Annotated in this window: 21 protein-coding genes; 16 read left to right on the plus strand and 5 right to left on the minus strand. The window is 62.9% G+C overall.

Annotated elements, in window-relative coordinates; all coding sequences use genetic code 11:
• Positions 1 to 444: 444 nt before the first annotated feature.
• Positions 445 to 2,940, plus strand: coding sequence for a glycoside hydrolase family 95 protein (locus AC5E6W_RS04955; protein ID WP_491751156.1), 2,496 nt, complete (start codon positions 445 to 447; stop codon positions 2,938 to 2,940).
• Between the two features lie 127 nt (positions 2,941 to 3,067).
• Positions 3,068 to 3,979, plus strand: coding sequence for a glycerophosphodiester phosphodiesterase family protein (locus AC5E6W_RS04960; RefSeq protein ID WP_491751157.1), 912 nt, complete (start codon positions 3,068 to 3,070; stop codon positions 3,977 to 3,979).
• Positions 3,980 to 4,081: 102 nt separating this feature from the next.
• On the opposite strand, the gene AC5E6W_RS04965 is transcribed toward AC5E6W_RS04960, so the two are convergent.
• Complete coding sequence (locus AC5E6W_RS04965; protein ID WP_491751158.1) at positions 4,082 to 4,327, minus strand: hypothetical protein; 246 nt, start codon at positions 4,325 to 4,327, stop codon at positions 4,082 to 4,084.
• A gap of 74 nt (positions 4,328 to 4,401) precedes the next feature.
• Entirely contained in the window at positions 4,402 to 5,316 is a 915-nt protein-coding gene (locus tag AC5E6W_RS04970; RefSeq protein WP_491751159.1) for a proline dehydrogenase family protein, read from the minus strand.
• A 771-nt stretch (positions 5,317 to 6,087) separates the two neighbouring features.
• On the opposite strand from AC5E6W_RS04970, the gene AC5E6W_RS04975 reads away from it, so the two are divergent.
• The 11 genes from AC5E6W_RS04975 to AC5E6W_RS05025 all read left to right on the plus strand — a co-directional run bounded on the left by AC5E6W_RS04975 (position 6,088) and on the right by AC5E6W_RS05025 (position 15,443).
• Positions 6,088 to 6,861 carry a DUF3800 domain-containing protein gene (locus tag AC5E6W_RS04975; RefSeq protein WP_491751160.1) on the plus strand — a complete coding sequence of 258 codons (774 nt, stop codon included), beginning with the start codon at positions 6,088 to 6,090 and terminating at the stop codon, positions 6,859 to 6,861.
• 271 nt (positions 6,862 to 7,132) lie between these two features.
• Positions 7,133 to 7,558, plus strand: a complete 426-nt coding sequence (locus tag AC5E6W_RS04980; RefSeq protein WP_491751161.1) for a hypothetical protein — start codon at positions 7,133 to 7,135, stop codon at positions 7,556 to 7,558.
• Positions 7,555 to 8,154: a hypothetical protein gene (locus tag AC5E6W_RS04985; protein WP_491751162.1), complete on the plus strand. Its 600-nt coding sequence runs from the start codon at positions 7,555 to 7,557 to the stop codon at positions 8,152 to 8,154. Before AC5E6W_RS04980 ends, AC5E6W_RS04985 begins: the two co-directional genes overlap by 4 nt.
• Positions 8,151 to 8,378, plus strand: a complete 228-nt coding sequence (locus AC5E6W_RS04990; protein ID WP_491751163.1) for a helix-turn-helix transcriptional regulator — start codon at positions 8,151 to 8,153, stop codon at positions 8,376 to 8,378. The genes AC5E6W_RS04985 and AC5E6W_RS04990 overlap by 4 nt, the downstream gene beginning before the upstream one ends.
• A gap of 324 nt (positions 8,379 to 8,702) precedes the next feature.
• Positions 8,703 to 10,007 carry a pilus assembly protein TadG-related protein gene (locus AC5E6W_RS04995; RefSeq protein ID WP_491751164.1) on the plus strand — a complete coding sequence of 435 codons (1,305 nt, stop codon included), beginning with the start codon at positions 8,703 to 8,705 and terminating at the stop codon, positions 10,005 to 10,007.
• Entirely contained in the window at positions 10,004 to 10,531 is a 528-nt protein-coding gene (locus AC5E6W_RS05000; protein ID WP_491751165.1) for a TadE/TadG family type IV pilus assembly protein, read from the plus strand. The genes AC5E6W_RS04995 and AC5E6W_RS05000 overlap by 4 nt, the downstream gene beginning before the upstream one ends.
• Positions 10,528 to 10,971 carry a TadE/TadG family type IV pilus assembly protein gene (locus AC5E6W_RS05005; protein ID WP_491751166.1) on the plus strand — a complete coding sequence of 148 codons (444 nt, stop codon included), beginning with the start codon at positions 10,528 to 10,530 and terminating at the stop codon, positions 10,969 to 10,971. The genes AC5E6W_RS05000 and AC5E6W_RS05005 overlap by 4 nt, the downstream gene beginning before the upstream one ends.
• A gap of 55 nt (positions 10,972 to 11,026) precedes the next feature.
• Positions 11,027 to 12,073, plus strand: a complete 1,047-nt coding sequence (sppA, locus tag AC5E6W_RS05010; RefSeq protein ID WP_491751167.1) for a signal peptide peptidase SppA — start codon at positions 11,027 to 11,029, stop codon at positions 12,071 to 12,073.
• A 267-nt stretch (positions 12,074 to 12,340) separates the two neighbouring features.
• Entirely contained in the window at positions 12,341 to 12,718 is a 378-nt protein-coding gene (locus tag AC5E6W_RS05015) for an HU family DNA-binding protein (RefSeq protein WP_491751252.1), read from the plus strand.
• 73 nt (positions 12,719 to 12,791) lie between these two features.
• Complete coding sequence (locus tag AC5E6W_RS05020) at positions 12,792 to 13,613, plus strand: ABC transporter ATP-binding protein (protein ID WP_491751168.1); 822 nt, start codon at positions 12,792 to 12,794, stop codon at positions 13,611 to 13,613.
• A gap of 24 nt (positions 13,614 to 13,637) precedes the next feature.
• A complete protein-coding gene (locus tag AC5E6W_RS05025) occupies positions 13,638 to 15,443 on the plus strand; it encodes a permease-like membrane multi-spanning protein (RefSeq protein ID WP_491751169.1) in 1,806 nt (601 codons plus the stop codon).
• A 92-nt stretch (positions 15,444 to 15,535) separates the two neighbouring features.
• On the opposite strand, the gene pgeF is transcribed toward AC5E6W_RS05025, so the two are convergent.
• A complete protein-coding gene (gene pgeF / locus AC5E6W_RS05030; RefSeq protein WP_491751170.1) occupies positions 15,536 to 16,639 on the minus strand; it encodes a peptidoglycan editing factor PgeF in 1,104 nt (367 codons plus the stop codon).
• A 530-nt stretch (positions 16,640 to 17,169) separates the two neighbouring features.
• Between pgeF and aroE the strand changes: the two genes are divergently transcribed.
• Positions 17,170 to 19,140: a shikimate dehydrogenase gene (aroE, locus tag AC5E6W_RS05035; protein ID WP_491751171.1), complete on the plus strand. Its 1,971-nt coding sequence runs from the start codon at positions 17,170 to 17,172 to the stop codon at positions 19,138 to 19,140.
• A gap of 50 nt (positions 19,141 to 19,190) precedes the next feature.
• On the opposite strand, the gene AC5E6W_RS05040 is transcribed toward aroE, so the two are convergent.
• On the minus strand, positions 19,191 to 21,341 hold the full coding sequence (locus AC5E6W_RS05040) for a M3 family metallopeptidase (protein WP_491751172.1): 2,151 nt from the start codon (positions 21,339 to 21,341) through the stop codon (positions 19,191 to 19,193).
• Between the two features lie 356 nt (positions 21,342 to 21,697).
• Between AC5E6W_RS05040 and AC5E6W_RS05045 the strand changes: the two genes are divergently transcribed.
• A complete protein-coding gene (locus tag AC5E6W_RS05045) occupies positions 21,698 to 22,165 on the plus strand; it encodes a vitamin K epoxide reductase family protein (RefSeq protein WP_491751173.1) in 468 nt (155 codons plus the stop codon).
• Between the two features lie 165 nt (positions 22,166 to 22,330).
• Here the strand turns inward: AC5E6W_RS05045 and AC5E6W_RS05050 are convergent, their stop codons facing one another.
• Positions 22,331 to 24,595, minus strand: coding sequence for a S9 family peptidase (locus tag AC5E6W_RS05050; protein ID WP_491751174.1), 2,265 nt, complete (start codon positions 24,593 to 24,595; stop codon positions 22,331 to 22,333).
• A gap of 102 nt (positions 24,596 to 24,697) precedes the next feature.
• Between AC5E6W_RS05050 and AC5E6W_RS05055 the strand changes: the two genes are divergently transcribed.
• A complete protein-coding gene (locus AC5E6W_RS05055; protein ID WP_491751175.1) occupies positions 24,698 to 25,114 on the plus strand; it encodes a hypothetical protein in 417 nt (138 codons plus the stop codon).
• The last annotated feature ends 15 nt before the right edge of the window (positions 25,115 to 25,129 follow it).

Here is a 25,129-nt window from a genome sequence, read left to right on the forward strand (position 1 = left end):
CAGAAGTAACAGGCTGTTGGGACGTATTCAAAGCAATTCACGGCGACTTCTCCGATACATACCCTAATGTGCAGCAATTCAAAGACTTGCGGGCATATGGGAGGCTGACACAGGTGAATGGGAGGTTTCAGCTGAAGAGAGAGTTCGGCGTTGGTCTGTACCAGAACCTGCAAAAGCAGGGATGATTCCCCGCCGTCGCCACCGAGCGCGATTCACATCCTTATCCCACGTCGTCAGGCCGGGATCACCGGACGCCACTGGCGATCTCTCGACCTCCCGTCGCGGTTGTGTCCGATTCATTCCTTCCTGCCACGCCCAACATCATGAAAGGGATGCGGGGTGTATCGGTTGAGTTTCCGTGAATTACTTTGGAGGAGACGCCGGAAGCTGGTACTTCTCACGGGGTGTCCCCCGCCACGGGCTGGCGCCAGGAGAGACTACGTCATGCGCAAGTATTCCCGCCGTCGTTTCATCGCAACAGCCTCCGCAACCGTTGGAGCAGCATCGTTGGCCAGCGCCCGGGAGCCGTCGGAAGGCGTGGCGAGCGATCTCGTCCTCTGGTACGACAAGCCGGCGGAACGATGGATTGACGCGCTGCCCCTGGGCAACGGTGTACTGGGGGCCATGGTCTTTGGCGGAGGAGAAGATGCATCCCCTGCCAAAGAACTTCTTCAGCTGAATGCGGACACGCTGTGGTCTGGCGCTCCACAGGACGGCAACAACCCCGATGCGAAGAACCACCTTGCCGAGGTGCGGCAGGCGGTGCTCGTCCAACGGGATTATGTGCTCGCTGACAAGATCTGCCACAAGATGCAAGGCAAGTTCGCAGAGGCGTATCAGCCTCTCGGCAACCTGCGTGTGGAGATGGAGCATGACGGAGTGATCAACGGCTATCGCAGGTCGTTGGATCTTCGCGCGGCCATAGCGGTCACGGAGTATGTGGCGGACGGCGTTCGCTTTCGGCGCGAGGTGTTTGTCTCCGCTCCAGATCGCGTTGTGGTGCTGCACCTTTCGGCGAGCCGGCCAAATCAGCTCAACTGTTCGTTCACGCTGGACAGTCCTCTGCAGGTTGCCGTCACGCCTTTGCACGGCGATCGTTTGGTGCTGCGTGGTAAGGCTGCGGCGCATATCGCCGGGGCGGGCCACCCAAAGAGCGAGAAACCTGTCGTGCTTTCCGACGTGCCCGGTCAGGGAATGTACTTTGCGGCAGTCATGCAGGTCGACCAGGAGGGCGGCCACTCTATAGAAGAGGGCAATCGCATTGTTGTGCGCAACGCAACGACGATCATCGTGCGGCTGTGTGCTGCCACGGGCTTCCGTGACTTCAGGACCACGCCCGATACGCCCGTTGAGGGCGTGCAGCAGAAGACGCTCGAGGACCTGTCCGCAGCAGCGGCCATTGCTCTGCCAGATCTTCGTGATCGGCACCGTGCGGACTATCGCCGGCTCTTCAGCCGCGTCTCGCTCGACCTTGGTCCACAGGATCTTTCGCGGCCTACGGATCAGCGGCTCGCGCAGTTTGCCTCCACACCGGATCCTGCGCTGCTGGCGCTGTACTTCCAGTACGGGCGCTACCTGTTGATCAGCAGCTCACGCCCGGGATCGCAGCCGGCGAATCTCCAGGGCATCTGGAATCGCCAGGTCACCCCGCCCTGGAGCTCGAACTGGACGACCAACATCAACCTCCAGATGAATTACTGGCCTGCCGAGAGCTGCAACCTGGGTGAGTGCGCGTTACCGCTGTTCGATCTCATCGACCGTGTGCGGGTGAATGGAACGCGCACGGCCAGCGAGCATTACGGCCTCCCGGGCTGGGTGTCGCATCACAACATCGACCTATGGTGCGCCACGAATCCCGTGGGCGAAGGCGTTGGGGCGCCAACGTGGGCGAACTGGGCGATGAGCGGCCCCTGGCTCTGCGCACATTTGTATGAGCACTATGCTTTCACCGGCGACCGGGAGTTCCTGCGCGCCCGCGCGTATCCGGTGATGAAGGAGTGCGCGGAGTTCTGCCTCGCATGGCTCATCGAGGACGGCCAGAACCGCCTCACCACCTGCCCGTCCGTATCCACGGAGAACCACTTCGAGACGCCTGACGGTCACGATGCGATGACAAGCGCAGGCTGCACGATGGACATCGCATTGATCCGCGAGCTGTTCCTCAACTGCATTCATAGCGCGCGCGAACTTAAGGTGGACGCCGAGTTTGCGGCGCAGCTGGAAGCCGCACGGGCGAGACTCGTTCCCTACCAGGTAGGCTCCTTTGGGCAGTTGCAGGAGTGGTCCATCGACTTCAAAGAGAACATGCCCGGTCAGCGGCACATGTCGCATCTTTACCCACTCTATCCGGGCGCGGAGATTACGCCTTCGGCCAGTCCTGCGCTGGCGAAGGCGGCGCGTATCTCCTTGGAACGGCGGCTTGCCAACGGAGGAGCCTACACCGGCTGGAGCCGAGCGTGGGCCATCGGCCTTTGGGCGCGGCTGCGCGACAGCGAGAAAGCGGGCGAATCGCTGAATATGCTAATGAAGGTGAGCACCGGCCCGAACCTGATGGACATCTACTCCGCCGGGGCCAACCCGATCTTCCAGATCGACGGCAACTTCGGAGCCACGGCCGCGATTGCGGAGATACTGCTGCAGAGCCACGAAGGTGTGCTCGATCTGTTGCCTGCTCTGCCGACGGGCTGGCGGAGTGGGAGTGTGCGCGGATTGCGTGGGCGTGGCGGCATTGAGGTTGATGTCTCCTGGAGCGATGGCCGGCTGACGAACTGCGTCCTTCGTCCGGATCGCGATGTCGAGTGTCGCGTTCGCATCCCGGCACCGCAGTCGCTGCAGCGGGTGATCGCAGGAGGTATGTCCAACGTACCCCTTCGCAGGGACGAGGGACTATATGTGCTCACGCTCAAGGGCCGGCGATCGTACCGCCTTAGCTTCGCGTGATTTTCTCTGCACGGCCAGGGACATCAACGCGCTACACGCCGCTTGTATCGGATACGTCGCCGTGAATTAGCGCCTTTCACGATTCTTCGCGTGCTACTGTGCCCTGAGCAAGGAGTCTTACGTACCAATGAAGAAGCTCGTCGTGATGGGCCTGCTGTTACTCGCCGCAAGAAGTACTCGCACTTTCGCTCAGCACGCACCTGACCGGCGGCTCGAGGAGATGTTCGATCGGTCGAGCCGCAATGTGTACGTTGTCGCTCACCGTGGCGACTGGAGAGATGATCCTGAGAACTCCCTCCGTGCCTTGCTCGATGCCGAGCGGATGGGCGTCGATGTCGTGGAACTCGACGTGAAGAAGACCAGCGATGGGCAACTCGTCGTCATGCACGATAAGACGCTCGACCGCACCACGACCGGCGCTGGAGCGGTTGCCGATCACACGCTGGCGGAGATCACCGGGCTGAAGCTGCGCTCTGGTACGGGGCATCCCACGGCGTATTCCGTGCCGACGTTCGCCGAGGAGCTTGCCGCCGCGAAGGGGCACATCATTCTCGATGTGGACCAGGGGTGGGATTACTTCCCGGAGGTCCTGCATGCGGTGCAGGCGATGGGAATGACGGACCAGGTGATCCTGAACGCACTACCCAACACGCCCTACGAAGAGTTTGTGCGCCGCAATGGCCCTGTGCCTGCAGGTGTCACGCTGATGATCGTCGTCAATATGTCTCGCCCGGATGCCGAAGGCATCATCCGCAGCTATCGCAAGCACCCGCGAACGATCATCCAGTGCCTCTTCGCCGATGAGCAGCCAGCTTCCGTGGGGCACCTGGCTGACTATCGGAGGGAGTTCCCGGTCTGGGTGAATAGCCTGTGGCCGGAACAGAACGCTGGCCACGACGATGATCGCGCGGTGGACCAGGAAGAGCCGGACCAGACCTGGGGCTGGCTCATCTCGCATAGCGCAAACATTCTGCAAACGGATCGTCCGAGGGAACTGCTCACATACCTTCGTCGAAGGAAGGTACAAGACCGTTGGTGATGTCCTTGCTCAGGACGACCTCGAGTTGCTCCTCACCGCGATCGTCTCCTCTTCCGTATACGGGCTCGCGCAGGCGCGAAGACCGGATGTCCTGGCGAAGGACTAGTTCTCGGATGGGCGGTTGAAGTCCGGTCGCGCGGGCGTGCACGCGGACTCAAGCCAGCGGCTGATGTACACACTGGCGTGGGCCTCTCCGCAATAATGGCGAGCGCCCGGAGCCGCTGCCGCTTCCTGGTTCCACTTGAGCACCTTCAACTCGTCGCTGTTGCACTGAATCATGAACCAGTGGATCGGGTTGGAGCTTTCGGTCCCGCAAATCTCGCATCGATAGTGCATTACTGCTGCCATGGGAATCCTTCTTGCGGTGGTCGTTGTCCAGCCGAACCAAGGATAACTGAAACGGATTTATGCGAGAACAGCGCTCAGCTCTTGAAGAAGTTCCTGGCCAGGAAGATCACATTCGCGGGGCGCTCGGCGAGGCGGCGCATGAAGTAGGGGTACCACTCCGGGCCGAAGGGGACGTAGACGCGGACGCCGTAGCCTTCCTTGGCGAGCTTGCGCTGCAGGTCGCGGCGCACGCCGTAGAGCATCTGGAACTCGAAGGCGCGCTTGGCGAGGCCGCTCTGCGCGACGAAATCGCGCATCTGGTCGATGATGGCTTCGTCGTGGGTGGCCACCCCGCAGTACACGCCGGAGCTGGCGCAGCGCTTCATCAGGGCCACATAGTTGGCATCCACGTCGGCCTTGGAGGGGAAGGCGATCCCGGCGGGCTCCTTGTAGGCTCCCTTGCACAGGCGGATGCGGATGCCCTGCTCGAGCAGGCGGACGATATCGGCTTCGGTGCGATAGAGGTAGGCCTGCATGACCGTGCCGACGGCATCGGGAAAGCGGGCGTGCAGGCGCTCGGTCATGGCGATGGTGCGCTCGGTGTAAGGTGAGCCTTCCATGTCGATGCGGACGAAGCTGTGGATCTGCGCGGCGTGGTCGACCATGCCGCCGACGATGCGCTCGGCCAGGTCGTCCCCGATGTCCATGCCGACCTGCGTGAGCTTCACGCTCACGTTGGCGTTGAGGTCTTTGGCGGAGATTTCGTCGAGGAGGCGGTGGTAGATGGCGGCGGAGGCCTCGGCCTGGGCGACCTCGGTGACGCTCTCGCCGAGGGAATCGAGGGTGACGGCGATGCCTTCGGCGTTGATGCGCTCGGTGGCGGCGATGGCCTCTTCCACGGTCATGCCGGCGACAAACCGCTGCGAGACCTGACGGCCGATGGAGGATCGCTCGGAGAACGACCGGAAGCTTTTATTGGTGGAGAGTGCGATGAAGAGGGATCGAAGCATGTCGTTCCTCAGGGTACGGCATCGACGCCTGGGCGGCTGTGATGCGGGGTACCCCCTCCCCCCCTTTTTGTCAAAGTCTTCCATCGGGAGACTTTAGCTCCGGACCTTGGATTTTTGGGTTTCGGTGTTGGGTGTTCCTCTTTGGGTGTTGGGTGGGGCTCCTTCCATTGTAGCGAGTTGGGGTGGGAAGTCTGCCAAACCGGAGCGGTGTGCTTGCGGGGCCGGTTCGTCAGCGGGGTGAAGCCGGATTGTGGGCGGGCCGGTTGAACTCCATTCAGGTGCGGTCGGGACACCTTCCGAGTCGTTTCTGCCCGGATCGGATGCGGGTTGCCGGTGGGAGTACCCACCTCTCAGAAGCGAGAGGTGGGGCACCCGGCTTCCGGCCTGTGGGAAGGTACGCGGAGCATGGGCCTTCAGGCCCGGGGTTGAAGCCCGTTTCTTTGCGATGGGATTCGTGGGCCTGAAGGCCCACGCTACTCCGCAAGACGGCGGGGTCGGGTGCCGCGTCCGTATGCAGCGTCATCGCGGACCGGTGGGAACCGCTAACGCTCGTGGCTCCACGGTTCAGGCCCTAACACCCTCGGTTCCCACTCATCGGAGGACGACCCGACGGGGAACCGGGGCGTGAAGAAGCGCAAGTCCGGGCGTAACTTGTCATGACCCTCTAGGGGTGCTTCACATTCTTGACCTAAAAATTCAGCGGGAACGCGGTTATTCTGGTGACCACTTGTAATCGGCCCGAACTCAACAGAGCGTGAAAGGGTGCGACTGATGTTTTTGATGTATGTGGACGAGAGCGGCGATACCGGAATGGTGAACTCGCCGACGCGATATTTCATCCTCAGCGGTTTGGTAATGCACGAGTTGAGGTGGAAAGTTTGTTTGGACCAGCTCACCGATTACCGCCGCATGATGCGCTCCTATTACGGTCTGAAGATGCGAGATGAAGTCCACGCAGTACGGTTTATAAGCCGTAGACCGGGTGAGCTATCGCGGATCCCGAAGAATCAACGATTGATGATATTGCGGCATTTGATAGATGAGCTTTCTCGAATGCCGGACGTTAATATCATCAACGTGGTTATTGATAAGCAAGGGAAGCCTGCGAACTATGACGTTTTTGATATGGCATGGAGAGCACTGATCCAGCGCTTTGAAAACACCATACAGCGTCGTAATTTCCCGGGACCGGCCAACCCTGACGAGCGCGGAATGATTTTCCCCGACCACACAGACGACAAGAAGTTAACTGTGCTTTGTCGGCGCATGAGAAGGTATAACCCCGTGCCAAACATGCGCGGTGTCGTGAATCCCGGCTACCGACAACTGGCTCTGCAGACTCTAGTGGGAGACCCAGTCTTTGTCGATTCCTCGCAGTCCTACTTGGTACAAGCCGTCGATGTAGTCGCTTATTTTTTACACCAACAGCTTGCGCCAAATAAGTACGTGAAGAAGACAGGAGCTAGGAATTTATTCTCGAAGCTCCATCCGGTTTTGTGCCGGGTCGCGTCTACGACAGACTCTCAGGGCGTCGTACGGATCTAAAAATTTAAAGGGGGCTTTCGCCCCCAGGGGAATCCTACTACCCGGACGAACCGAGGTTCAGATTCACTTCAAGTATGCGCCAATCGGGAGCTCGCTAGAATTCTTTGTCGCACTTGCTAGTGCAAAAACCGGTACGAAATTAGTTTCCTGGCCTTAGCTTCGGGCTCAGTCATCATGCTTCTTCGACCGTCCATGTAAAAAATGTTTGACACGCCCATCGCCCCGCGCTACAGTCCTCCATGTCAAACATTTTTGACATGGAGATTCGGCGATGTCCAGCCTCTCGTACCAGGAAAAATCCCTCTACGGCTCGCTTGTGGCGGAGCTGATGGTCTACGTTCCTTACTTCCTCTTTCACCGCAACAACACGATCAACTATGTGGCCGAGATGATCCTGGCGATCATCGTGCTGCAGATCATCCTGCAGTCGTTGATTGCGGCGTTTACGCGCAACCGCGCCAGAGATGAGCGCGACAAGCTGATTGAGCTGCGCGGCTATCGGGCGGGGTACATCACGGTGGTGTCGCTGATGGTGGTGGGGCTGGGAGCGTTGTGGCTGCACACCGTGACGGGCACGTTCCCGCTGCATGGGCAGCCGCTGGCGATGCACTTCCTCTCCGTGTTCTTCGGGGTGCTGGTGATTGGCGACATTACGAAGACGCTGGCGCAGATTCTTGCTTACCGGAGAGCGCTGTGAGCGTGGCGCAGGATCAAGGGAGACCGGATGCAGAGAGGCGGGAAGAACGCTCCGCGCTGACCTTCCGCCAGAAGCAACTGTGGTGGGAGTTTGGCGCGGCGGCGGCGGTGCTGGTGGTGTTTGCGCTTTCGAGCTGGCTGCATCCCGTCTCCGGCGGCTGGGCGAACACGCTGCTGGTGTGGCTGTGGCTGCTGCCGCAGCTCTACTGGTTCTCCAAGATGCACACCGAAGCGCTGGAGAGGAGCGACGAGCGCGACCGGGAGATCGACGCCAAGGGAGACCTTTCGGGACTGCGGCTGCTGGCCTTTGGGGTGGTGGGATTGATTGTGGGGGTTCCGTTTGTCTTCGATGCCGAGCATGCGTCGGTGGGCGGGGTGCTGAATGCGCTGCTGGTGCTGTTGTGCGTGGCGCAGATGGTGCGCGCGGCTCGCAAGCTGCGGCTCTACGCCGGGCACGAGCACCTGTTTTTCAATCGCTGGCTCGCTCTCAGGAAGGCGAAGCGGTGGCGGCGGATGGCGGCGGGTGTGGAATCCACCGAGGCCGGCCAGCGCTGGCTCGCCATGGCTGAGGAGTGGGAGAAGCAGGCCCGGCGATGAGCACATGGATCAAGAACCAGATCCGCGAGTTGCGCGCGGAGCGTGGGCTCACGCAGCAGGACCTCGCGGATGCGATCAGCGTGACGCGGCAGACGGTGATTGCAATTGAGCAGGACAAGTACTCGCCTTCGCTGGAGACGGCGTTCAAGATTGCGCTGGTGTTTGGGGTGCCGCTGGAGAGGGTGTTTCAGTATGTGCCGCCGGTGATGAAGAAGGCACGGTAGGTGTGTCCACACTTCTCTGCAGCGTAACGGCTTTTGTAGCGAAACGGGTAGAGACTTCTGCGTGTGCCCTGGGTCGCGAGTTCTGGAGATCGTGCGGGGGTTCTACCCCACCCTTCACGATGAAGCTGTGAAGGATGGGCCACCCAGCAGTGGGTTGGGCTCGGACTACAGCGTTTGCTTCCCCCCAAGGAGGGATAGCGGCCGGCAGGAGGCGCAAGCGATACTTACGACAGAGTATTTGCAAGCCCCGCTGGGCCGGGGCATCCTCAGACCGAGTACTTCTCCGGGTCGGTGCGGGCGCCCAGATGAACCATAGGGGCGTCCATGGGAGCCGATCGGCACCGGGAGCGCGGCCAGGCGACAGCATTGATGGCGTTATTCTTCGCGCTGGTGCTGCTCGGATTCCTGGGATTCGCGCTCGATGTTGGAATTTTTTTTCGAGAAAAGCGCATGGCGCAGGCGGCGGCTGACGCTGCGGCCCTGGCGGCGGCGGAAGAGCAGACCTACGGCAACTCGACGGCGCAGATGCAGGCCGCGGCCAACGCGGCAGCCACGCTGAACGGCTTCAACACGAGCCTCACGACAAATCCTGCGACGGTCACGCTGAGCACCCCGAGCTCGGGGCTTTATTCGTCCACTGCCTCCAGCAGCGCTCCCGCGCAATATATGCAGGTCACCGTCGCGCAGCCCATCCACACGTGGTTCTTCGGCGCGTTCACGGGTGGCGGGACTACGGTGAATGTGTCTGCGACGGCGATGGCCGGGGCAGGCAGCGGGTCGACCCAGTCGTGCGTTTGCCTGGAGGGGGGCAGCGGCGAGACGCTCAACATCAGCAACGGCGCGAAGCTGACCGCTGCGAGCTGTGGCGTGACGGTGGATTCCACCAGCAGCAACGCGGTAGGCGTGGTGGGAGGATCGACGTTGACGGCGGTAGAGCTGGGCATTGCGTCCACCAGCTGGACTGCCGGGAGCAACGTGAACAACGGCGGCAGCATTGCCTCCAGCACCAAGGTGGTGACCAGCTACTCCCCTTCCTGCACGCCGGCGATGCCGGCTGTACCGGCGTACTCCAGCTGCACGGCGGACCCGTTCAACTCCATCGGCGGCGGCGGCGTGACGTATACGGTGGGTCCGGGATCTACATATGGCACCACCAGCAATAACACGGTCTGCTACAACGGCCTGACGGTGGGAGCGAACGGCGACACGGTAACCCTCAACGCAGGTATTTACGTCATCAGTGGAGGGACGTTGCACTTCGAGAGTGGAGGCAACAAGGGCGGGTCGGGAGTGGTCTTCTACCTGACGAACAACGCCAGCCTGGTGATCGACAATGGCGCCAACATCAATCTGACCGCTCCGACGAGCGGGACCTACAACGGCATCCTGGTGTATCAGGATGCAAGCGATGCGACGACGCTCTCCGTGCAGGGAGGCTCCAGCACGGTGATGAACGGGGCGCTGCTTGCGCCGGGCGCGGCCATTACGCTGGGCAACGGCAGCGGATCGGCGGTGAACGCCGCGATCGTCGCGAAGTCGCTGACGATGAACGGTGGTGGAACGCTGACGGCGGCTTCGACGACCAACATCGGCGGCATGGGAGAGGGTACGGCGCGGCTTACACAATGATGAAGATTCTGTCCAATCCGGCTGAGCCTGCGGGCGTGATGTGCGACCCCAGAGTCCGTGGGGGCAGGCATGGCGAGCGCGGCAGCGCGGTGATCGAGCTGGCCATCTTCCTGGTGTTTCTTGGTCCCTTGCTGATCTTCGGAACGGCGGAGCTGGCCTCGCTGGCATATGCCTCTATCGAGATCAGCAATGCAGCGCACGCCGGCGCGATGTACGGGATGCAGAGCTCCACCTACGCCTCCAATACCAGCGTGATCCAGACCGCCGCACAGGCGGAAGCCGCGGACTTTGGCAGCAGCCTCACGGTAACGCCGACGATCTACTACGCCTGCGCGCTCGCCCAGGGAGGCACGCAGTACAGCACCCAAGCGGCAGCCACCAGCGCCTGCGCGGGATCCGGGAACCACGTGCTGGAGTTTCTGCAGGTGAAGACGAGCGCGACGGTCACGCCTCCGTTCCATGTTCCGCCGCTGCTGGCGAGCTACGCCGTTTCCGGAATCTCGGTGATGGAGGTGCAGCAGTGAGACCGAAGACCGTGCCGAGGTTGCTGTCGCAGGAGCACGGAGAGGCGCTGATCTCCTTCGCGCTTACGTTTCCGATTCTCGTAGGGGTGATGTTCGGCCTGATCCAGATGTGCCTGGCGTACTACAACTATGAGCGCATCTCGGAGCTGGCTCGCGAGGCTACACGGTACGCCATCTTTCGCGGCTCCGCGTGCACCCTTTCGACGGGGGGATCGTGCACGACGACGGCCGCTGCCATCGAGGCGAGCGTGGCTTCGTCCGGCATGCCGGCGCTGGGCGGTGGAACGACCAAGGTAGCCGCGTCCTTTCCGGACGGTGTCCAGGACCCGGGCCACCCCGTGAAGGTGGTGGTGACCTGCACGTATCCGTACCGGATTCCGTTCCTTGCGACCAACGGCATTACGATGTCGTCGACGTCGCAGATGTACATCGTGCAGTAGGCCACCACGATGCAGGAGGGGTTCGCCGCTACTCGCAACGCTGTAGACTTGCGGCATGTCCGAGACGCTGCCGCCCCAACCCCCGCCGCCGCCGCCCTATGCCGCACCGTACGCCACGCCTTATGCGGGACCTTACGCGGGTGGGCCAGCTCCCGCGGGCTATCCGTATGCTCCGGGCTATCCTCCACCTCCCGCGCCGCGGCGTTCGGGATGGATGTGGGCTTGCCTGTTTGCGGTGATCGTGGGCGTTGGCCTGCTGAGCCTCATCGGCGTGGTGGCCTACGCGGTGAAGAATGCGACGGGGTCGGAGTCGAGCGCGAGCTTCGGGTCGGACTCGATTGCGGTGATCGACGTGAGCGGCGTGATCACGGACGCGGACAAGATCGATAAGCAGCTGGAGAAGTATGGCGCCGACGACAATGTGAAGGCGATCATCCTGCACATCAACTCGCCGGGCGGCGGAGCAGCGGCGTCGCAGGAGATCTTCCACGAGGTGGTGCGGGTTCGGCAGGAGCACAAGAAAAAGATCATTGCGTCGGTGGAGAGCGTGGGCGCTTCGGGCGCGTACTACATTGCGAGTGGCTGCGACGAGATCTATGCGAACCCGGCGTCGGTGGTGGGGTCGATTGGCGTGATTATGGAGTGGACCAACTACGGCGAGCTGCTGAAGTGGGCCAAGCTGAAGAATGTGACGATCAGCCGCGGCGACCTGAAGGATGCCGGTGACCCGACCCGCGACCTGACTCCGGAAGAGCAGGTCTACTTCCAGGGCCTGGTGGACAACATGTACGGCCAGTTCATCCATGATGTGGCGACCGGACGGCATACCAGCGATGACAAGATCAAGCCGCTGGCGACGGGCCAGGTGTGGACCGGCGAGCAGGCGCAGCCGCTGGGGCTGATCGACCGGCAGGGTGGCTTCCGAGTGGCGCTGATGGACACGGCGCGGTCGGTGGGGATCAAGGGCGAGCCGAGCATTGTGCGGCCGGGCAAGGAGCGAAAGGGACTGCTGGGGGCGCTCTCGGGGGATACAGACGATCTGTTTCCGAATCCGTCCAAGCTGCTGGATCGTTCTCCCGGGTTTTATTTCCTCTGGAAGTAGGGGGTCTGGGAGTCTCCCACGCGATCGATGGGAAGGCGCGCTGGGGCAAATTGGGGCGGGGGGATTTTTCCTCGGTTTCCACCGCAACTGCAACCAACCGAAGGGCTGATGCGTCGCATCTATAGACGGAACCCGTCCGGTGGATTGCGACGATTACGAGCAGCCCTCCGGCGGCGTGCGATACGAAAGGTGGGCAATCGCGCACATCTCTCTCTGGGCCCCTTTGCATGCATTCATCCCCGCACGATAGATTAAAGTCGCTGGCCGATATACACAGCGACCACCACCGGAGGAACCATGACCAAGGCAGACCTGGTCAACGATGTGACCGCGCTTGGTGACCTCACCCGCCGTGATGGCGAGGTGATTGTTGAAACCCTGTTCGAGTCCATTATTGGCGCGCTCAAGGCGGGCGACAAGATTGAGGTGCGCGGCTTCGGAAGCTTCCGAACCCGGCAGCGGAGCTCCCGCACAGGACGAAATCCGAAGACCGGGGCTGCGGTGGCTGTTCCGGCGAAGCGCGTTCCGTATTTCAAGCCGAGCAAGGAGCTCCGCGATCTCGTCAATCCTGACGAAGCTGAAGGCGGGGCTCAATCCGCCGATGGGGCCGTCCACGTCGATCCACATCATCCTCCCGCTATGTAATTCCGCGATCACACCCTCTGTAGGAGCGCCCGTGTTCGAGTTGCGGGCGCTTTCTGCCGTATAACTGAGAGCAATGACGACTTACGCGATCGAGGCCCAGTCCCTCAGCCGTCGCTTCAACGCGTTCACGGCGGTCGACTCCATCGATCTTGCCGTGGAATCGGGCCAGTTTTTTGGCTTCCTCGGGCCCAATGGTGCGGGCAAATCCACGACCATCAAGATGCTGACGGGACTGCTGGCACCGACCTCCGGGGCGATCCGCATTCTCGGGCAGGACCTGATCTCTAATCCCGTAGAGGTGAAGCGGAGCATTGGCGTGGTGCCCGAGGGGATGGCGCTCTTCGGCAAACTCACCGCGACGGAGTACCTACACTTCGTGGGCCGGATGTACGGTCTGGATAAGGCGACCACCGCCCAGCGGACGGATGAGCTGCTGGAGTTCATGAGCCTGGCCGATCAGCCGAAGAAGCTGATTGCGGACTACTCGCACGGCATGGGCAAAAAGCTGGCGCTGGCCGCTGCGGTGATCCACGGGCCAAAGGTGCTCTTCCTCGACGAGCCGTTCGAGGGCGTCGATGCGATCGCAGCCGGCACGCTGAAGAACATGCTGCAGGGCATGATCGCGCGCGGGGCGACGATCTTCCTCACGTCGCATGTGCTCGAGATCGTCGAGCGGCTGTGTACGCATATCGCGATCATCGACCGCGGGCACATCGTCGCCAACGGTTCACTGGATGAGCTGCGCGCCGGCGTGCGGACGCGGTTGCGCGCATCCGACGAGGAGCAGGCGGCCGGACCCGCAACCCGACTCACGCTGGAGGAGATCTTCCTCTCCGTGGTGGGCACCGAGCGTGGGCCGAGCGAACCCGAGCAGGAGCTCGCCTGGCTGAGCTGAGGCGCGGCGAGTAAGGACCGAGCGATGAACCGCACGATGAACGACGCCTCCACCGAGCACCATCCTGTGTCTGCCATCCCCCGATGGACCATCAGCCAGACCCGCGCCCAGTTTGCCGCGGTGGCATGGCTGCGGTGGCGTATCTTCGCCAATAGCTTCCGCCGCAAGGGCAGCACCGCGGATCTGGTGGCAATCCTCATCGCGGCGCCGATCTTCGGGCTGATCGCGCTGGCTGTTGCGGGAGTCGCCGGGTACGCGGCGTACATGTTCACCTCGGACTATGAGATGAACCGCATCTCCTGGCTGCTGTGGGGCACGTTCCTCCTGTGCCAGCTGCTGAACATCAACATCGGGCAGCCGGGGACTTCGTTCGATCCCACGCATCTGATCCGCTTTCCGCTGCGCTCGCGGAACTACATCATCCTGCGGCTGTTCTTCGGCATTCTGAGCCCGGCGAACGTGATGGTGGCGATTCTCTCGCTATCGATTGCGATTGGCATCACTGTTGCCGAGCCGTGGCTGTGGGCCTACGCGTTCGTCTCGATGGCGGTCTTCGCCATCACGAATGCGATCTTCACGCGCATGGTCTTCGCGTGGATCGACCGCTGGCTGGCGACACGGCGCGCGCGCGAGGTCTTCACCGCGCTGATCTTTACGCTGTCGCTGGTGGGCCAGTGGGTCAACGTGCGCTTCAACCCGGCTTACAACCACCACCACGCCCAGCATGGCCGCTTCCTTACCCAGCACAGGTTCGATGTCCTCGCGCATATGTACCGGCAGGTAAAGCCGCTGGTGAACTTCCTACCGCCGGGCCTCACCGGGGATGCGATGATCGCCGCAGCCCGCCACCATACGCTGTGGTTCGCGGGGTACGTACTCGGGTGTGGCATCTTCGGATTCTTCTTCTTCGCGGTCTTTGCCATGCGCACGCGTACGGAGTTTCGCGGCGAGGTCTTCTCGGATGTGGCCAACGGGGTGACGGTGCCCAGGAAGTCCCTGAGCGTACCTCACGCGAGCGCGGTCACTCCCTCCCAGGAGGTTGCGATACGGTCGAAGTTCTCCGACCATGGACAGGGGGCGCTGCGTTTATCGCCGGTGGTGGCAGCGGTCTTCAGCAAGGAGCTGCTGGCGATCCGCCGCAACACGGGCGTCTTCTATGCGCTCATCGCGCCGATCGTGATGGTCTTCCTGTTCGCCGGACGACTGGCCACTCGCGGCTCGGCGAACTCGCTCTATATCTTTCCGGCGTCGCTGGCGTATGCGCTGGTGGGGATCGTGCCATTGGCCTTCAATTCCTTCGGGCTGGAAGGTCCGGGGGCGCAGTTCTACTTCCTTGCGCCGGTCCGGCTGCGCGACGTCTTTGTCGCCAAGAACCTGGTGAACTTCCTGCTGGCGTACGCGGAGACTGCAGCGGTGCTGGCGATCGTCACCTACCTGACGGGACTGCCGACGCTGAACATCCTGGTCACCAGCCTGCTGTGGGCCGCAGGCACGCTGATGCTGACGACGACGCTGGGCAACCGCCGCTCCATCACAGCGCCGAAGAAGATCGATCCCGGGCGGACCTCCAGCAAACAGGCCTCACCCGCCAGCGCCTTCCTCGGTATGGGGATCCTGCTGGTGCTGGCAGCCTTCGGCCTGGGGATTCTCAAGCTGGCGCGCCACTTCGACATGCTGGCGGTGATGCCGCTGGCGATGCTGGTCTTCATGCTCGCCAGCGCGAGCATCTACCTCACCAGCCTGCGTACCATCGGGAGCTTCACGCTTGCTCACCGCGACGAGCTGTTCGAGGAGCTGTGTAAGGAATCGTCGAGCTCGGTGAGGAGATGAGTGGATAGTGAATAGTGAGTAGTGAATAGTGAGTAATGAAAAGGCAGCATCCGCGCCGCGTGGCTCGCTCTACTTCACTTTTCACTTCCTCACTATTCACTGACTCCGATCACACTCATCATCCTGCCGGTAAATCCCTTCTCCGCACGGTGGGAGAAGTACTTTCTTGCGCCGGAGGGCAGGCGCGTGCAGGCGGTGCATTCGCCCGAGACGGTGATGTGGCGCTTCTTCAGGCCGGCGTCGAGGAGCTGGCGGCGGTTGGCTTCGAAGAGATCCATGTGCAGCTGCGGGCCGAGATTGGAGTGCCCCGGAGCGCGCTGAGTGAGGAAGAGCATGGGGTACTTGCGGCGGATGGGGTCGGAGTCTGAGACCTCGTAGAAGAGCTCCGAGCCGTAGGAGAACTGGCTTTCGAACTCCTGCCGAACATCTTCACCGACCTCGAAGCAGCAGGCTCCGATGGCGGGGCCGATCGCCGCTAGGAGGTTTTTGGGCTTGGAGCCATAGCGCAGCTGCATGGCTCCGACGCCGCGCTCCACGATGCGGGCGACCGTGCCGCGCCAGCCGGCGTGGAAGACGGCAACGGCATGCTTCCTAGGGTCGACGATCATCACGGGGACGCAGTCGGCGGTCTGGACGCCGAGCAGGAGGCCGGGGACGTCCGTCATCAGGGCGTCGGCTCGTACGACGGCCCTGCCGTCGGCGGTGACCAGCGGGCGGTGGTCGCGCTCGATCACACGCACCATGCCGGAGTGAAACTGGCGCATGGTGACGAGCTGCATCTCCGCGCCGTCCGCGACCCAGCCGGTGAGGCGCACGCGGTTGGCGGCGACGTTCTCCTCGGGGTCGTGGGTGGTCCAGCCTAAGTTCAGCTCGCGGCGCGAATTCGGTTCGCCCGGGGCTTCGGGGCTCTCCGCGTAGACGGTCGAGACGCCGTTTTCGCGGGTGCTGAAGCCGGCGCGAAGCCAGGGAAGCTCGGCGAAGGCGGGGACGCGCAGCACGCCAGGCGTGAAGTCATCGAGGGTTGTCGAACTTGGTTCGGGCAGGGTTTTTGCCGGGTGTCCGGCACGCTTGCCTGGAGGTGGAGTGGCAGCTCGCGCGGTACGGCCCGGGGTCAGCCCTGCCGCAGACAATCGTTCATCCAGGGCACGAAGCGCGTTCTTCGAGCTGGACGACTTCGTGGCGATGCGGGAGGCCATAGCTCTTCCATCTTAGCGAGGTTGGCGAGGTTGGCGAGGCCGCAGGATGGGGCTGGAAAGGCCGGTGTTTCCGGGCTTAAAGAGAGTGGGCCCGCTTTCCAGCGGGCCCATGAGAGGCTTCTTGGGGAGGGGATAATAGGGGGAGTTGCTCTGAGGAGCCCGTTAGGGCAAAAGGGATTGTTGCAAAAGGTGGGATTACTTTAGGAGTTAAGCCTCTCAGTTACAAGTTTAGATGAACCAGCACACAAACGGTTGCCTTGATCGGCGGGTTTTCTGCGGAAAAGTCTCAGGCGAGCCAAAGTGGGCTGTTTCCTCGTCAGATACCAGAGTTCTGTTAGTTTTGCGACATTTCCCACCCCAGACGAGTCCAAACTGGGGTAGCCGTATCCGAGCGAACTTTTATCCTAATTTTGAGCGCGCCTTAATGCGACGAGAGTCGCCTCAAGACCGCGTTGGGAGTACCCGGCGAACGCCGTGAACTCCTTGCATCCTCGGGACTTCGGCGTTACTATACCGCGACTGCATTCCGAATGACCAATACCCTACAAATCGCTTCCCACCTCCTCCGGTCCCGCGTCGGAAAGATCTGCGCGGCCATTCAAGGCTCAAGCGCAGACGAGATGCTTGCCCGAGCCTCGGAAGTCCTTCAAGACACGAGCTTTGTCGAGTTTCGGCTGGACTATCTCCCCAAGCCCGCGGCCGCCCTGCCTACTTTGAAGGGGTTCCTCGACTCCAACCGTGCGATCACGGCGATCGCCACGTGCCGCCCCAAAGAGTTCGGCGGCCACTTCGACGGCTCCAGCAAGGCAGCGCTCGAGGTGCTTCTCGCGGCGGCCGAGGCTGGCTTCCATATCGTCGATATCGACATCGATTCGCTGGAGAAGCTGCCGGGCGATACGATGAGCCGACTGCGCGCCACCGGCGCCGGGGTCATCATCAGCTGGCACAACTTCAAAGAGACGAAGGACCTGGACGCTGTTGCCAAGCGCGTTCTGCCCTTCGAGCCTGACTTTATGAAGGTGGTTCCGACGGCCCGTACCCTGGCCGACAACCTCACCCTGATGGAATTCATCCGCCGCTGGGAGGACCAGACCAGCGCGGAGATCGTCGGCGTCTGCATGGGCGAGGCGGGCACAATCTCGCGCATCCTCAGCCTGCGCGCCGGGTCCGCCTTTACCTTCGCCGCCGCGACCAAGGGCGAGGAGACCGCGGCCGGCCAGATCACCGCCCGCACGCTGGTGGAGACCTACCGGATCGACGCGGTGGATGCGGCCACGAAGGTTTTTGGCGTGGCCGGGAGTCCAATTGGCAGCTCCCTGTCGCCGCTGATGCTCAACACAGCCTTCCGCCGCGAGACGGTGAATGCCGTCTACCTGGCGCTGCAGACTACGAGCGCGGAAGACCTCTTCAAGCTGGTGAAGGAGATTCCGCTGCAAGGCCTGAGCGTGACGATGCCGCTGAAGCAGGACGTGATTCCCTTCCTGGAGCGCACGGACACGCTTTCGAGCAAGATCGGCGCGGTGAACACGATCTCCCGCATGGCCGATGGCAAGTGGTACGGCTTCAATACGGACGTGCAGGGTATTGTGGGGCCTCTGGAAAAGCGCATGTCGCTGAAGGGCGCGAAGGTGCTGGTGCTGGGCGCCGGCGGCGCGGCCCGTGCAGCGGTGTTTGGTTGTCGCGACAAGGGAGCGGAGGTCTGGATCCTGAACCGCACGCCGGAGACGGCGCAGAAGCTCGCGCGCCAGGCAGGGGCGAAGATTATCAAGCGGGAAGCCGTGGCCAAGATGGGCTTCGACGTGATCATCAACGCGACGCCGGTGGGGATGAACGGCAACAAGTCCCCGCAGCTGCTGGGTCCGGAAGATCTGACGGCGCGGCTGGTCTTCGACACGGTCTATAACCCGCTGGAGACGCCGCTGCTGCGCATGGCCCGCCAGAAGGGTATTCCCATCATTACGGGCATCGAGATGTTCGTACAGCAGGGCGCGCGGCAGTTCGAGATCTGGACCGGCAAGCCTGCGCCTGAGGACGAGATGCTGCGCGTGGTGCTGCATGCTCTGCGCCAGGCAGCGGAAGCCGCTGGCGAGGCAGCCGCACCTGCGCTGACTCCTGCCCACCGCATCCATACCGCGGCCACTCAGCCAGCGCCCGTGGCTACTCCAGAGCCTGCAGAGGCCGCTCCGAAGCCGACCGTCGAGTCGGCCGCGAAGGTGGCGACGAAAGCCGCACCGGCGAAGACCCTCCCGGCCAAGCCTCAGGTGACGGTCGCGACGAAGCCAGCGGCGAAGGTTGTGGCCAAGCCTGTCGCAGTCAAGGCCGCGGTTCCGACCAAGGTGACGACGAAGGTCACGGCGACGGTCACTTCGAAAGCGGCACAGGCGAAGAAGCCTGCTCCGCCCATGAAGAAGGCTTCGCCAGCCAAGCCTGTGGCGAAGGCGATTGCGAAGCCTGCGGCGAAAGGTAAACCGGCCATCAAGGCCAAAGCCAAGGCCCGCTGAATCAGCGGGCCTTGTGCTTTCTATCGCCCTTCCCGACTCAACAGTCAAGGCTACGCGGCGAACTCCTTGCCGATCCAGCCGCGCAGGGCTTCCATGCTGGTTTCGCGGCCGAGGAAGGCCTGGACCAGTTCGCGTGCGGGTTTGGAGCCGCCGGGCTCGAGGACCTCGCGGCGGTAGCGCAGGGCTACGGGGCTGGTGAGGAGTTCGGTTGCGTGCTTTGCGCCTTCGCCCTTGGCGTCTTCCACTGCAGCGTTCGCTTCTACCGACTCGAATTGCGCGAAGAATTCCAGCGCCATCACCTTGTCGTAGAGGTAGGTGTAGTAGTTCGAGGTGTAGCCGATGAGGTGGGTGAAGGCGGCGTACATGGTGTTGCCTTCGACGAACTCGTAGAGCGAGAAGCGGTCGTAGCCCTCGCGGAGCAGGACGTCTAGGTCGAGATCGGCGGCGCGCCGATCGTGCGTCTCCATCGAATACGTGGCGTACATGACCTGCGTCAGTGTCGAGAGGGCGCGGCCATGCGCGGCGGCCCTGGTCATGCGTTCGATGACGTCGTAGGGCAGCAGCTCGCCGGTCTGATAGTGCTTCGCGAAGGTGCGCAGGAGGTCGGCATCCTCGAAGAACTCTTCGAGCATCTGCGAGGGGACCTCAACAAAGTCGCCTTCTGTGGCGATGCCGGACTGCCCTGCCCAGCGCTGGCGCCCGCCGAGGACCTCGTGCATGAGGTGGCCGAACTCGTGGAAGTAGGTGACGACGTCGGAGTACTGCATGAGGCCCGCGTCTGTCTCGCTAGGTTGCGGGAAGTTGCAGACGAGTGAGGCTTCGGGGAGGTTCTTGCCGAGAACTCCGCCGACGAGCGAGCACTCGGAGAACCATTTGCTCTTGCCTTCGCGCGGGTGCATGTCGAGGTAGATGCGGCCCAGGGGCGAGGGTTTAGGGTCAAGGGCCAAGGGTCCAGAGGGCGCGTTCGTGGCGGTGTCTTCAGCAGTGTCGTAGACGAGGAAGGCTTTGACGCTGGGGTCCCAGACGGGGGCGTCGTTGTCGCGCTCGAAGCGTACGCGGAAGAGCTTGCCGGCGGTGGCGAGGATGCCTGCCTCCACTGGTTCGTAGGGGAAGTAGGGGCGCACGCTTTGCGAGTCGAAGTTGTAGCGGGTGCGGCGGAACTGCTCTTCCCAGTAGCGGGCGTCGCTGAGGGTGAGGGGCAGGGCCTGGGGATCGCGCTCGCGGACGAAGGCTTCGAGTTCGGCGTATTCGCGCGAGGCGAACTCGCGGGCGGCAGCTTCCACCTCGTCGAGGAACTTGCGCATGTTCGCGGCGGAGCCCATCATCTGATCCACCGTGGCGAGGTCTGCCCAGCTGCGGAAGCCGAGCAGGGTGGCCATCTCTTCGCGGCCGGCGAGCAGGTCGAGGAGCACCTGCTTGTTGGCGGGATAGCCGCGGCCGTTGTAGGCGAGGTACAGCTTGCGGCGCAGCGTGCGCGAGGCTGCGTAGCTCATCACCGGCGTGAGATCGGGAGGATCGGTGGTGATGGTCACGGGGCCGTCGGCGACGAGCTTGACCGTGCCGTCCGGAGCCTTTTCCTCACGCACGCCGTGGCGCGTGAGGTAGTCGGCGGGAAGGCCTGCGAGCTCGTTCGGGTCGGTCACTTCGACCTTGCGGACATCGTCCTGCACGGTGCGGCTGAAGGTCATGCTGAGGCCGATCATCTTGTCGGCGAGCGAGCGGATCTTCTCGCGGGTCTCGTCGTCGCGGTCCACGCCGGACATGCGGTAGCCCAGCAGGACGCGCTCCAGGTAATACCGCGTGGCGGCATCTTCGCCGGTCATCGCTTCGCCTTCGAGCGTGGCCAGCGCCTGGTAGACCTCGCGGTTCAGCGACAGCGCGACGGACTCCGCGCTGACAGCCTGCGAGAGCTCCTGGGCTGCATCGCGCACGCCCGCGACGGGGTGGACCATGAACATGACATGCGCCTGACTGCCGGCCATGCGCAGATGCCAGGAGGCGCGGTCGTAGGGCTCCAGGGTGTTGGGCACAGTGCGCACGCTGGCGGAATCGACTGCGAGCAGCTGCGCAAGCGCCGCACGCGAGGCGGCAAGATGCGACTCGACCCAGGCCTTCGCACCTTCGGCAGAGTCGAGCCCCGACCAGAGGTGGAGCAGATCGTTTTGAGTTGCGGCGGCGGTAGCTTCGGCGACAGGCTGCATCGAGGTATCTCCCTCATTTCACTCTAGTCGAAACGGGACTCCTCACGGTGCGTCCCCGAAAGGTGCTATGGTGGCGTCACTTTGCGGAAGCGCACACTTGAAGGCTGGAGTCTGCATGCATACGTTGTTGGTAATAGGGGTTTTTGCAGCCATGGTGCTCGCGCCGTGCCTCGTTGCAAGTTATTCGAATCTCTTCGCGGTCCGGGTACCCGACGCCACGGAGAATCCGGAGCCAGAGGTGATCGTCCGGCCGGTGAGGGTTCCTCCCGCCCATGAATCTCAATCTCCGCTGAGCGATCCCACCGTTACCCGCACACGTTAGCCAGCAGTCCTGCCGACGCGCTTACAATGAACGCGTGCGCTATCTGATTGCCCTGCTCGCCCTCGCCGGTCTCATCGACTCCTGGCTTGCCCTCCGCATCCACAATCAGGACCCGAATGCGGCTCCGCCGTGCGCGGTGACGGAGAAGTTCGACTGCGGCACGGTCAACCACTCGAAGTACGCTGTGCTGCCTCCGGTCAGCTTCGACGAAGATCCCGCGACCACCACGAAGACACACGTCCCCGTCGCTCTGCTGGGCCTGATCGGCTATGCGCTGATCGGCGTGATCGCGCTGCTGCCGAGGGTGCCGTACCGTTCGTTCGTGCTGCTGCAGCTGGCGGAGGCGGGCTTCGCCTTCGCGGCGTTCCTCAGCTTCCTGGAGGACTATGTCCTGCAGAAGTGGTGCATCTACTGCGTGTGGTCCGCGGGATTCATTACGGCGATTATGGTGCTGTCGTTTGTGTCGCTGGTGATGGATGTGCGGAAGCGCCGGGCAGCGTAGGTTGTACCGGCAAATTCGACGCATCCCGAGCCGAGCATAGGGAAGTCGAGGGAGCTGCTGTCGGCCGGTGCTGGCAAACAGCAGGTTTCTCCACTACGCGTGACGATGAAGCTGTCCCGCTCCGGTCGAAATGACACACTCCTGGTAGTCCAAATTGCGTCGGGACTACTGGACGTCCGCCTTGCAGGTTGGTGTGATGTCGTACTGCGGTTCGCAGGCGCCCATCAGGAAACGATCCATCCAGTTCATGATGTTCTCCAGACGCTCCACGCGATGCCACGGCTCGCCGGAGCGGGAGAGCTCGTGGCTCTCGCGCGGGAAGCGCACCATGACGGTGGGGATCTTTTTGTACTTGAGCGCGCGGAAGAACTCCTCGCCGCCGGAACCGGTTGGCGTGCGGAAGTCCGCGTCGCCCAGGATGAACAGCATCGGCGTCTTGAGATTGTTCACGTAGGTGATGGGCGAGTGGGCGCGGAAGGCGTCGATGTGCTCCCACGGAGGGCTGGTGGGATAGAACGACTGGTGGAAGCCGGCCATGTCCGCCGTGTACCACCAGTTGGCCCAGTCGGTGATGTCGCGTTGCGCGACGGCAGCTTTGAAGCGATCGGTCTGCGTGACGACCCAGTCGGTGAGCAGGCCGCCGCCGGAACCGCCGGTGACGCCGAGGCGCGCGGGATCGGCATAGCCGAGCTTGATGGCTTCGTCGACGGTATCCATGAGGTCATGGAAGTCGTCGCCGGGGTAGTTGTTGAGGATGATGTTGGCGAAGTTCTCGCCGTAGGTGGTTGAGCCGCGCGGATTCGGATAGTCGACCACGTAGCCCTTGGCGGCCATCCACAGCATCTCGTGATCGAAGACCCAGCCGTAGGCCGAGTGCGGGCCGCCGTGGATGTTGAGGATGAGCGGGAGCGGCTTGGCTGGCTTGCCGGTGACGCCGGGAGGCAGCATGAGGAAGGTGTCGATGGTCTCGCCCTTGATGTCCTCAGCGTGATGCGTGGGCTTGACCTGGATGTCGAGGGGCATCGCGATATCGAGCTGCGAGAAGAGCGCATCGTTGACCTTGGTGAGCTGGGTCTGGGATTTGCCGTCGCCGGGATGAAGGACGAAGAGGTCGCCGATGAGGATGGGATTGGAGATCTGCGCGATGACGGTCTTGGCATCGGCCGTGGCGTTGAAGCCGAGAACAGCTTGCTTCGGCTGGCTGAGCTCGGTCACCTTGCCGGAGGCGGTGTCAACGCTGACCAGCAGCGCGCTGCCGCGGTAGCCGGCGATGTCGAGGATGGCGGAGCTGTCGGGGGTCCAAGCCACGCCGCCGCGGCCACCGCCGCGTGGCGCGGTGTTGTCTCCACCGACGCTGCCGCCCATCTCGTAGGCTTCCTTCGCGGTGAGGTCGCGGGGTTCGCTGGCGGAGGGAACGCCATCGGCAGTCCAGGTGAGGTCCGTGATCCACAGGTCGTCCTGCTTGTGGGTTGCAGGCTTGAGCTCTGGCGCGGAGGCGTGGAAGGCGAAGTGCTTGCCGTCCGGTGAGAGCGACAGGCCGCGGGCGTTGACCTTGAGGGCGTCGGTGAAGGAGTCCGTGGGGATGTCCTTGGCGTGGTCCGGGCCAGTCGTGACCTTGATGCCATAGAGGGTGTTGTGGGGTTTCGCTTCGTAGATGGGCTCGTCGACGCGGGACTGGGCGTAGAAGATCCACTTCGAGTCGGGAGACCAGACGGCGTCCTGCACACCGAAGCGGCCTCCGGTGAGCTGCCACACGGGCGCCTGCGAGCCATCCGGCTTGGGCAGCCAGACCATGTAGACCTGCGGGACGGACTCGGGCTCGAGGTAGCCTTCTCCGTTCATGCGCCAGGTAGCACGATTGATGACCTTGATATCGGAGACGTGCGCGTCGTCGCCGGTAAGGTGGGAGCGCTTCTGGGCCTCGGCTTTGGCTGCGGCGGGATCCTGCGGTGTGCCTGAGGTCACGGTCAGGGCCTGGCCATTCGGGGCCCATTGGGGTGACCCGGCCCCTTTGGGCAGGTCGGTCACCTTGGTGATCGTGCCGCCAACGTTCGCGGGCATGACGTAGAGCTGCGGGGTGGGCTTGCCGTCGCGGAGGGTGGCGCGGAGGAAGGCGATCTGCGTACCATCGGGGGACCAGCGGGGTGAAGAGTCCCGCGGGCCGGCGGTGAGGCGCTGCGGCGTGGCTCCGGGTGTGCTGGTGTCGAGCAGGTAGAGCGCGGTGTCGTAGCCGGAGCGGTCGGCGGAGACGGTGGTCTGGACGAAGACGACTTTTCCATCCCTGGGCGAGAGCTGGGTGTCGCCGATCCAGACGAAGTCGAAGATGTCCTTCTCGGTGATGGGGCGCTTGGCGGTTTGAGCCGGCGCGGCGGGCATCGCAGCGACGAGGGCGAACAGCAGCAGGGACGGGGCCAGCAGACGACGCATCATGCTCGTGGAACCTCGGGGAAAGACTTCTGTAGGTATGACGAAAACATATCACCGCGGGCGGGTTGCCGGTCCAGGGAGCTCCCTCCGCTCTACAATCTCCCCATGTGGCCTCGGGTCCTCGCACAGATCGTTGAACTCTTACCGCACCTCTCGCGGCTGGTGCCGCTGGCCGATCGTTTCCTGCTCTCTCGGCAAGCCGGTGATGAGGCCAACCGCGAGGCGCTGGCGCAGGTCTCCGTGGAGATGCAGGCCATCGCCGACGGCCTGAAGGCGGATCTCGGGCAGGTCACGGCGTCGCATGCGGGGCTGTATCGCCAGATGAACGAGATTGCGGCGAAGGCGGACGATGCGGCGCGGGATGCGCGTGCGGCGAGAGATGCGGCGGCTTCGCTCGAAGCCAAGCTGGCCGGGGTTGCGGCTACGCAAGCGCGGCTGCAGATGCTGCTTACGGTTGCGGTGGTGCTGCTGGCGATCGTGGTGCTGCTGCTTCCCTTCCTCTTTCATGCGGCGGCGCATTGATGTTGTTCGCTCAGG

This window comes from Bryocella sp., assembly GCF_058498515.1.

Bases quoted from the DNA above. Each gene is read 5' to 3' on its own strand.
- AC5E6W_RS04955 (WP_491751156.1), top strand. From the start codon at position 445: ATGCGCAAGTATTCCCGCCGTCGTTTCATCGCAACAGCCTCCGCAACC.
- AC5E6W_RS04960 (WP_491751157.1), top strand. From the start codon at position 3,068: ATGAAGAAGCTCGTCGTGATGGGCCTGCTGTTACTCGCCGCAAGAAGT.
- AC5E6W_RS04965 (WP_491751158.1), bottom strand. From the start codon at position 4,327: ATGGCAGCAGTAATGCACTATCGATGCGAGATTTGCGGGACCGAAAGC.
- AC5E6W_RS04970 (WP_491751159.1), bottom strand. From the start codon at position 5,316: ATGCTTCGATCCCTCTTCATCGCACTCTCCACCAATAAAAGCTTCCGG.
- AC5E6W_RS04975 (WP_491751160.1), top strand. From the start codon at position 6,088: ATGTTTTTGATGTATGTGGACGAGAGCGGCGATACCGGAATGGTGAAC.
- AC5E6W_RS04980 (WP_491751161.1), top strand. From the start codon at position 7,133: ATGTCCAGCCTCTCGTACCAGGAAAAATCCCTCTACGGCTCGCTTGTG.
- AC5E6W_RS04990 (WP_491751163.1), top strand. From the start codon at position 8,151: ATGAGCACATGGATCAAGAACCAGATCCGCGAGTTGCGCGCGGAGCGT.
- AC5E6W_RS04995 (WP_491751164.1), top strand. From the start codon at position 8,703: ATGGGAGCCGATCGGCACCGGGAGCGCGGCCAGGCGACAGCATTGATG.
- AC5E6W_RS05000 (WP_491751165.1), top strand. From the start codon at position 10,004: ATGATGAAGATTCTGTCCAATCCGGCTGAGCCTGCGGGCGTGATGTGC.
- sppA (WP_491751167.1), top strand. From the start codon at position 11,027: ATGTCCGAGACGCTGCCGCCCCAACCCCCGCCGCCGCCGCCCTATGCC.
- AC5E6W_RS05020 (WP_491751168.1), top strand. From the start codon at position 12,792: ATGACGACTTACGCGATCGAGGCCCAGTCCCTCAGCCGTCGCTTCAAC.
- AC5E6W_RS05025 (WP_491751169.1), top strand. From the start codon at position 13,638: ATGAACCGCACGATGAACGACGCCTCCACCGAGCACCATCCTGTGTCT.
- pgeF (WP_491751170.1), bottom strand. From the start codon at position 16,639: ATGGCCTCCCGCATCGCCACGAAGTCGTCCAGCTCGAAGAACGCGCTT.
- aroE (WP_491751171.1), top strand. From the start codon at position 17,170: ATGACCAATACCCTACAAATCGCTTCCCACCTCCTCCGGTCCCGCGTC.
- AC5E6W_RS05040 (WP_491751172.1), bottom strand. From the start codon at position 21,341: ATGCAGCCTGTCGCCGAAGCTACCGCCGCCGCAACTCAAAACGATCTG.
- AC5E6W_RS05050 (WP_491751174.1), bottom strand. From the start codon at position 24,595: ATGATGCGTCGTCTGCTGGCCCCGTCCCTGCTGCTGTTCGCCCTCGTC.
- AC5E6W_RS05055 (WP_491751175.1), top strand. From the start codon at position 24,698: ATGTGGCCTCGGGTCCTCGCACAGATCGTTGAACTCTTACCGCACCTC.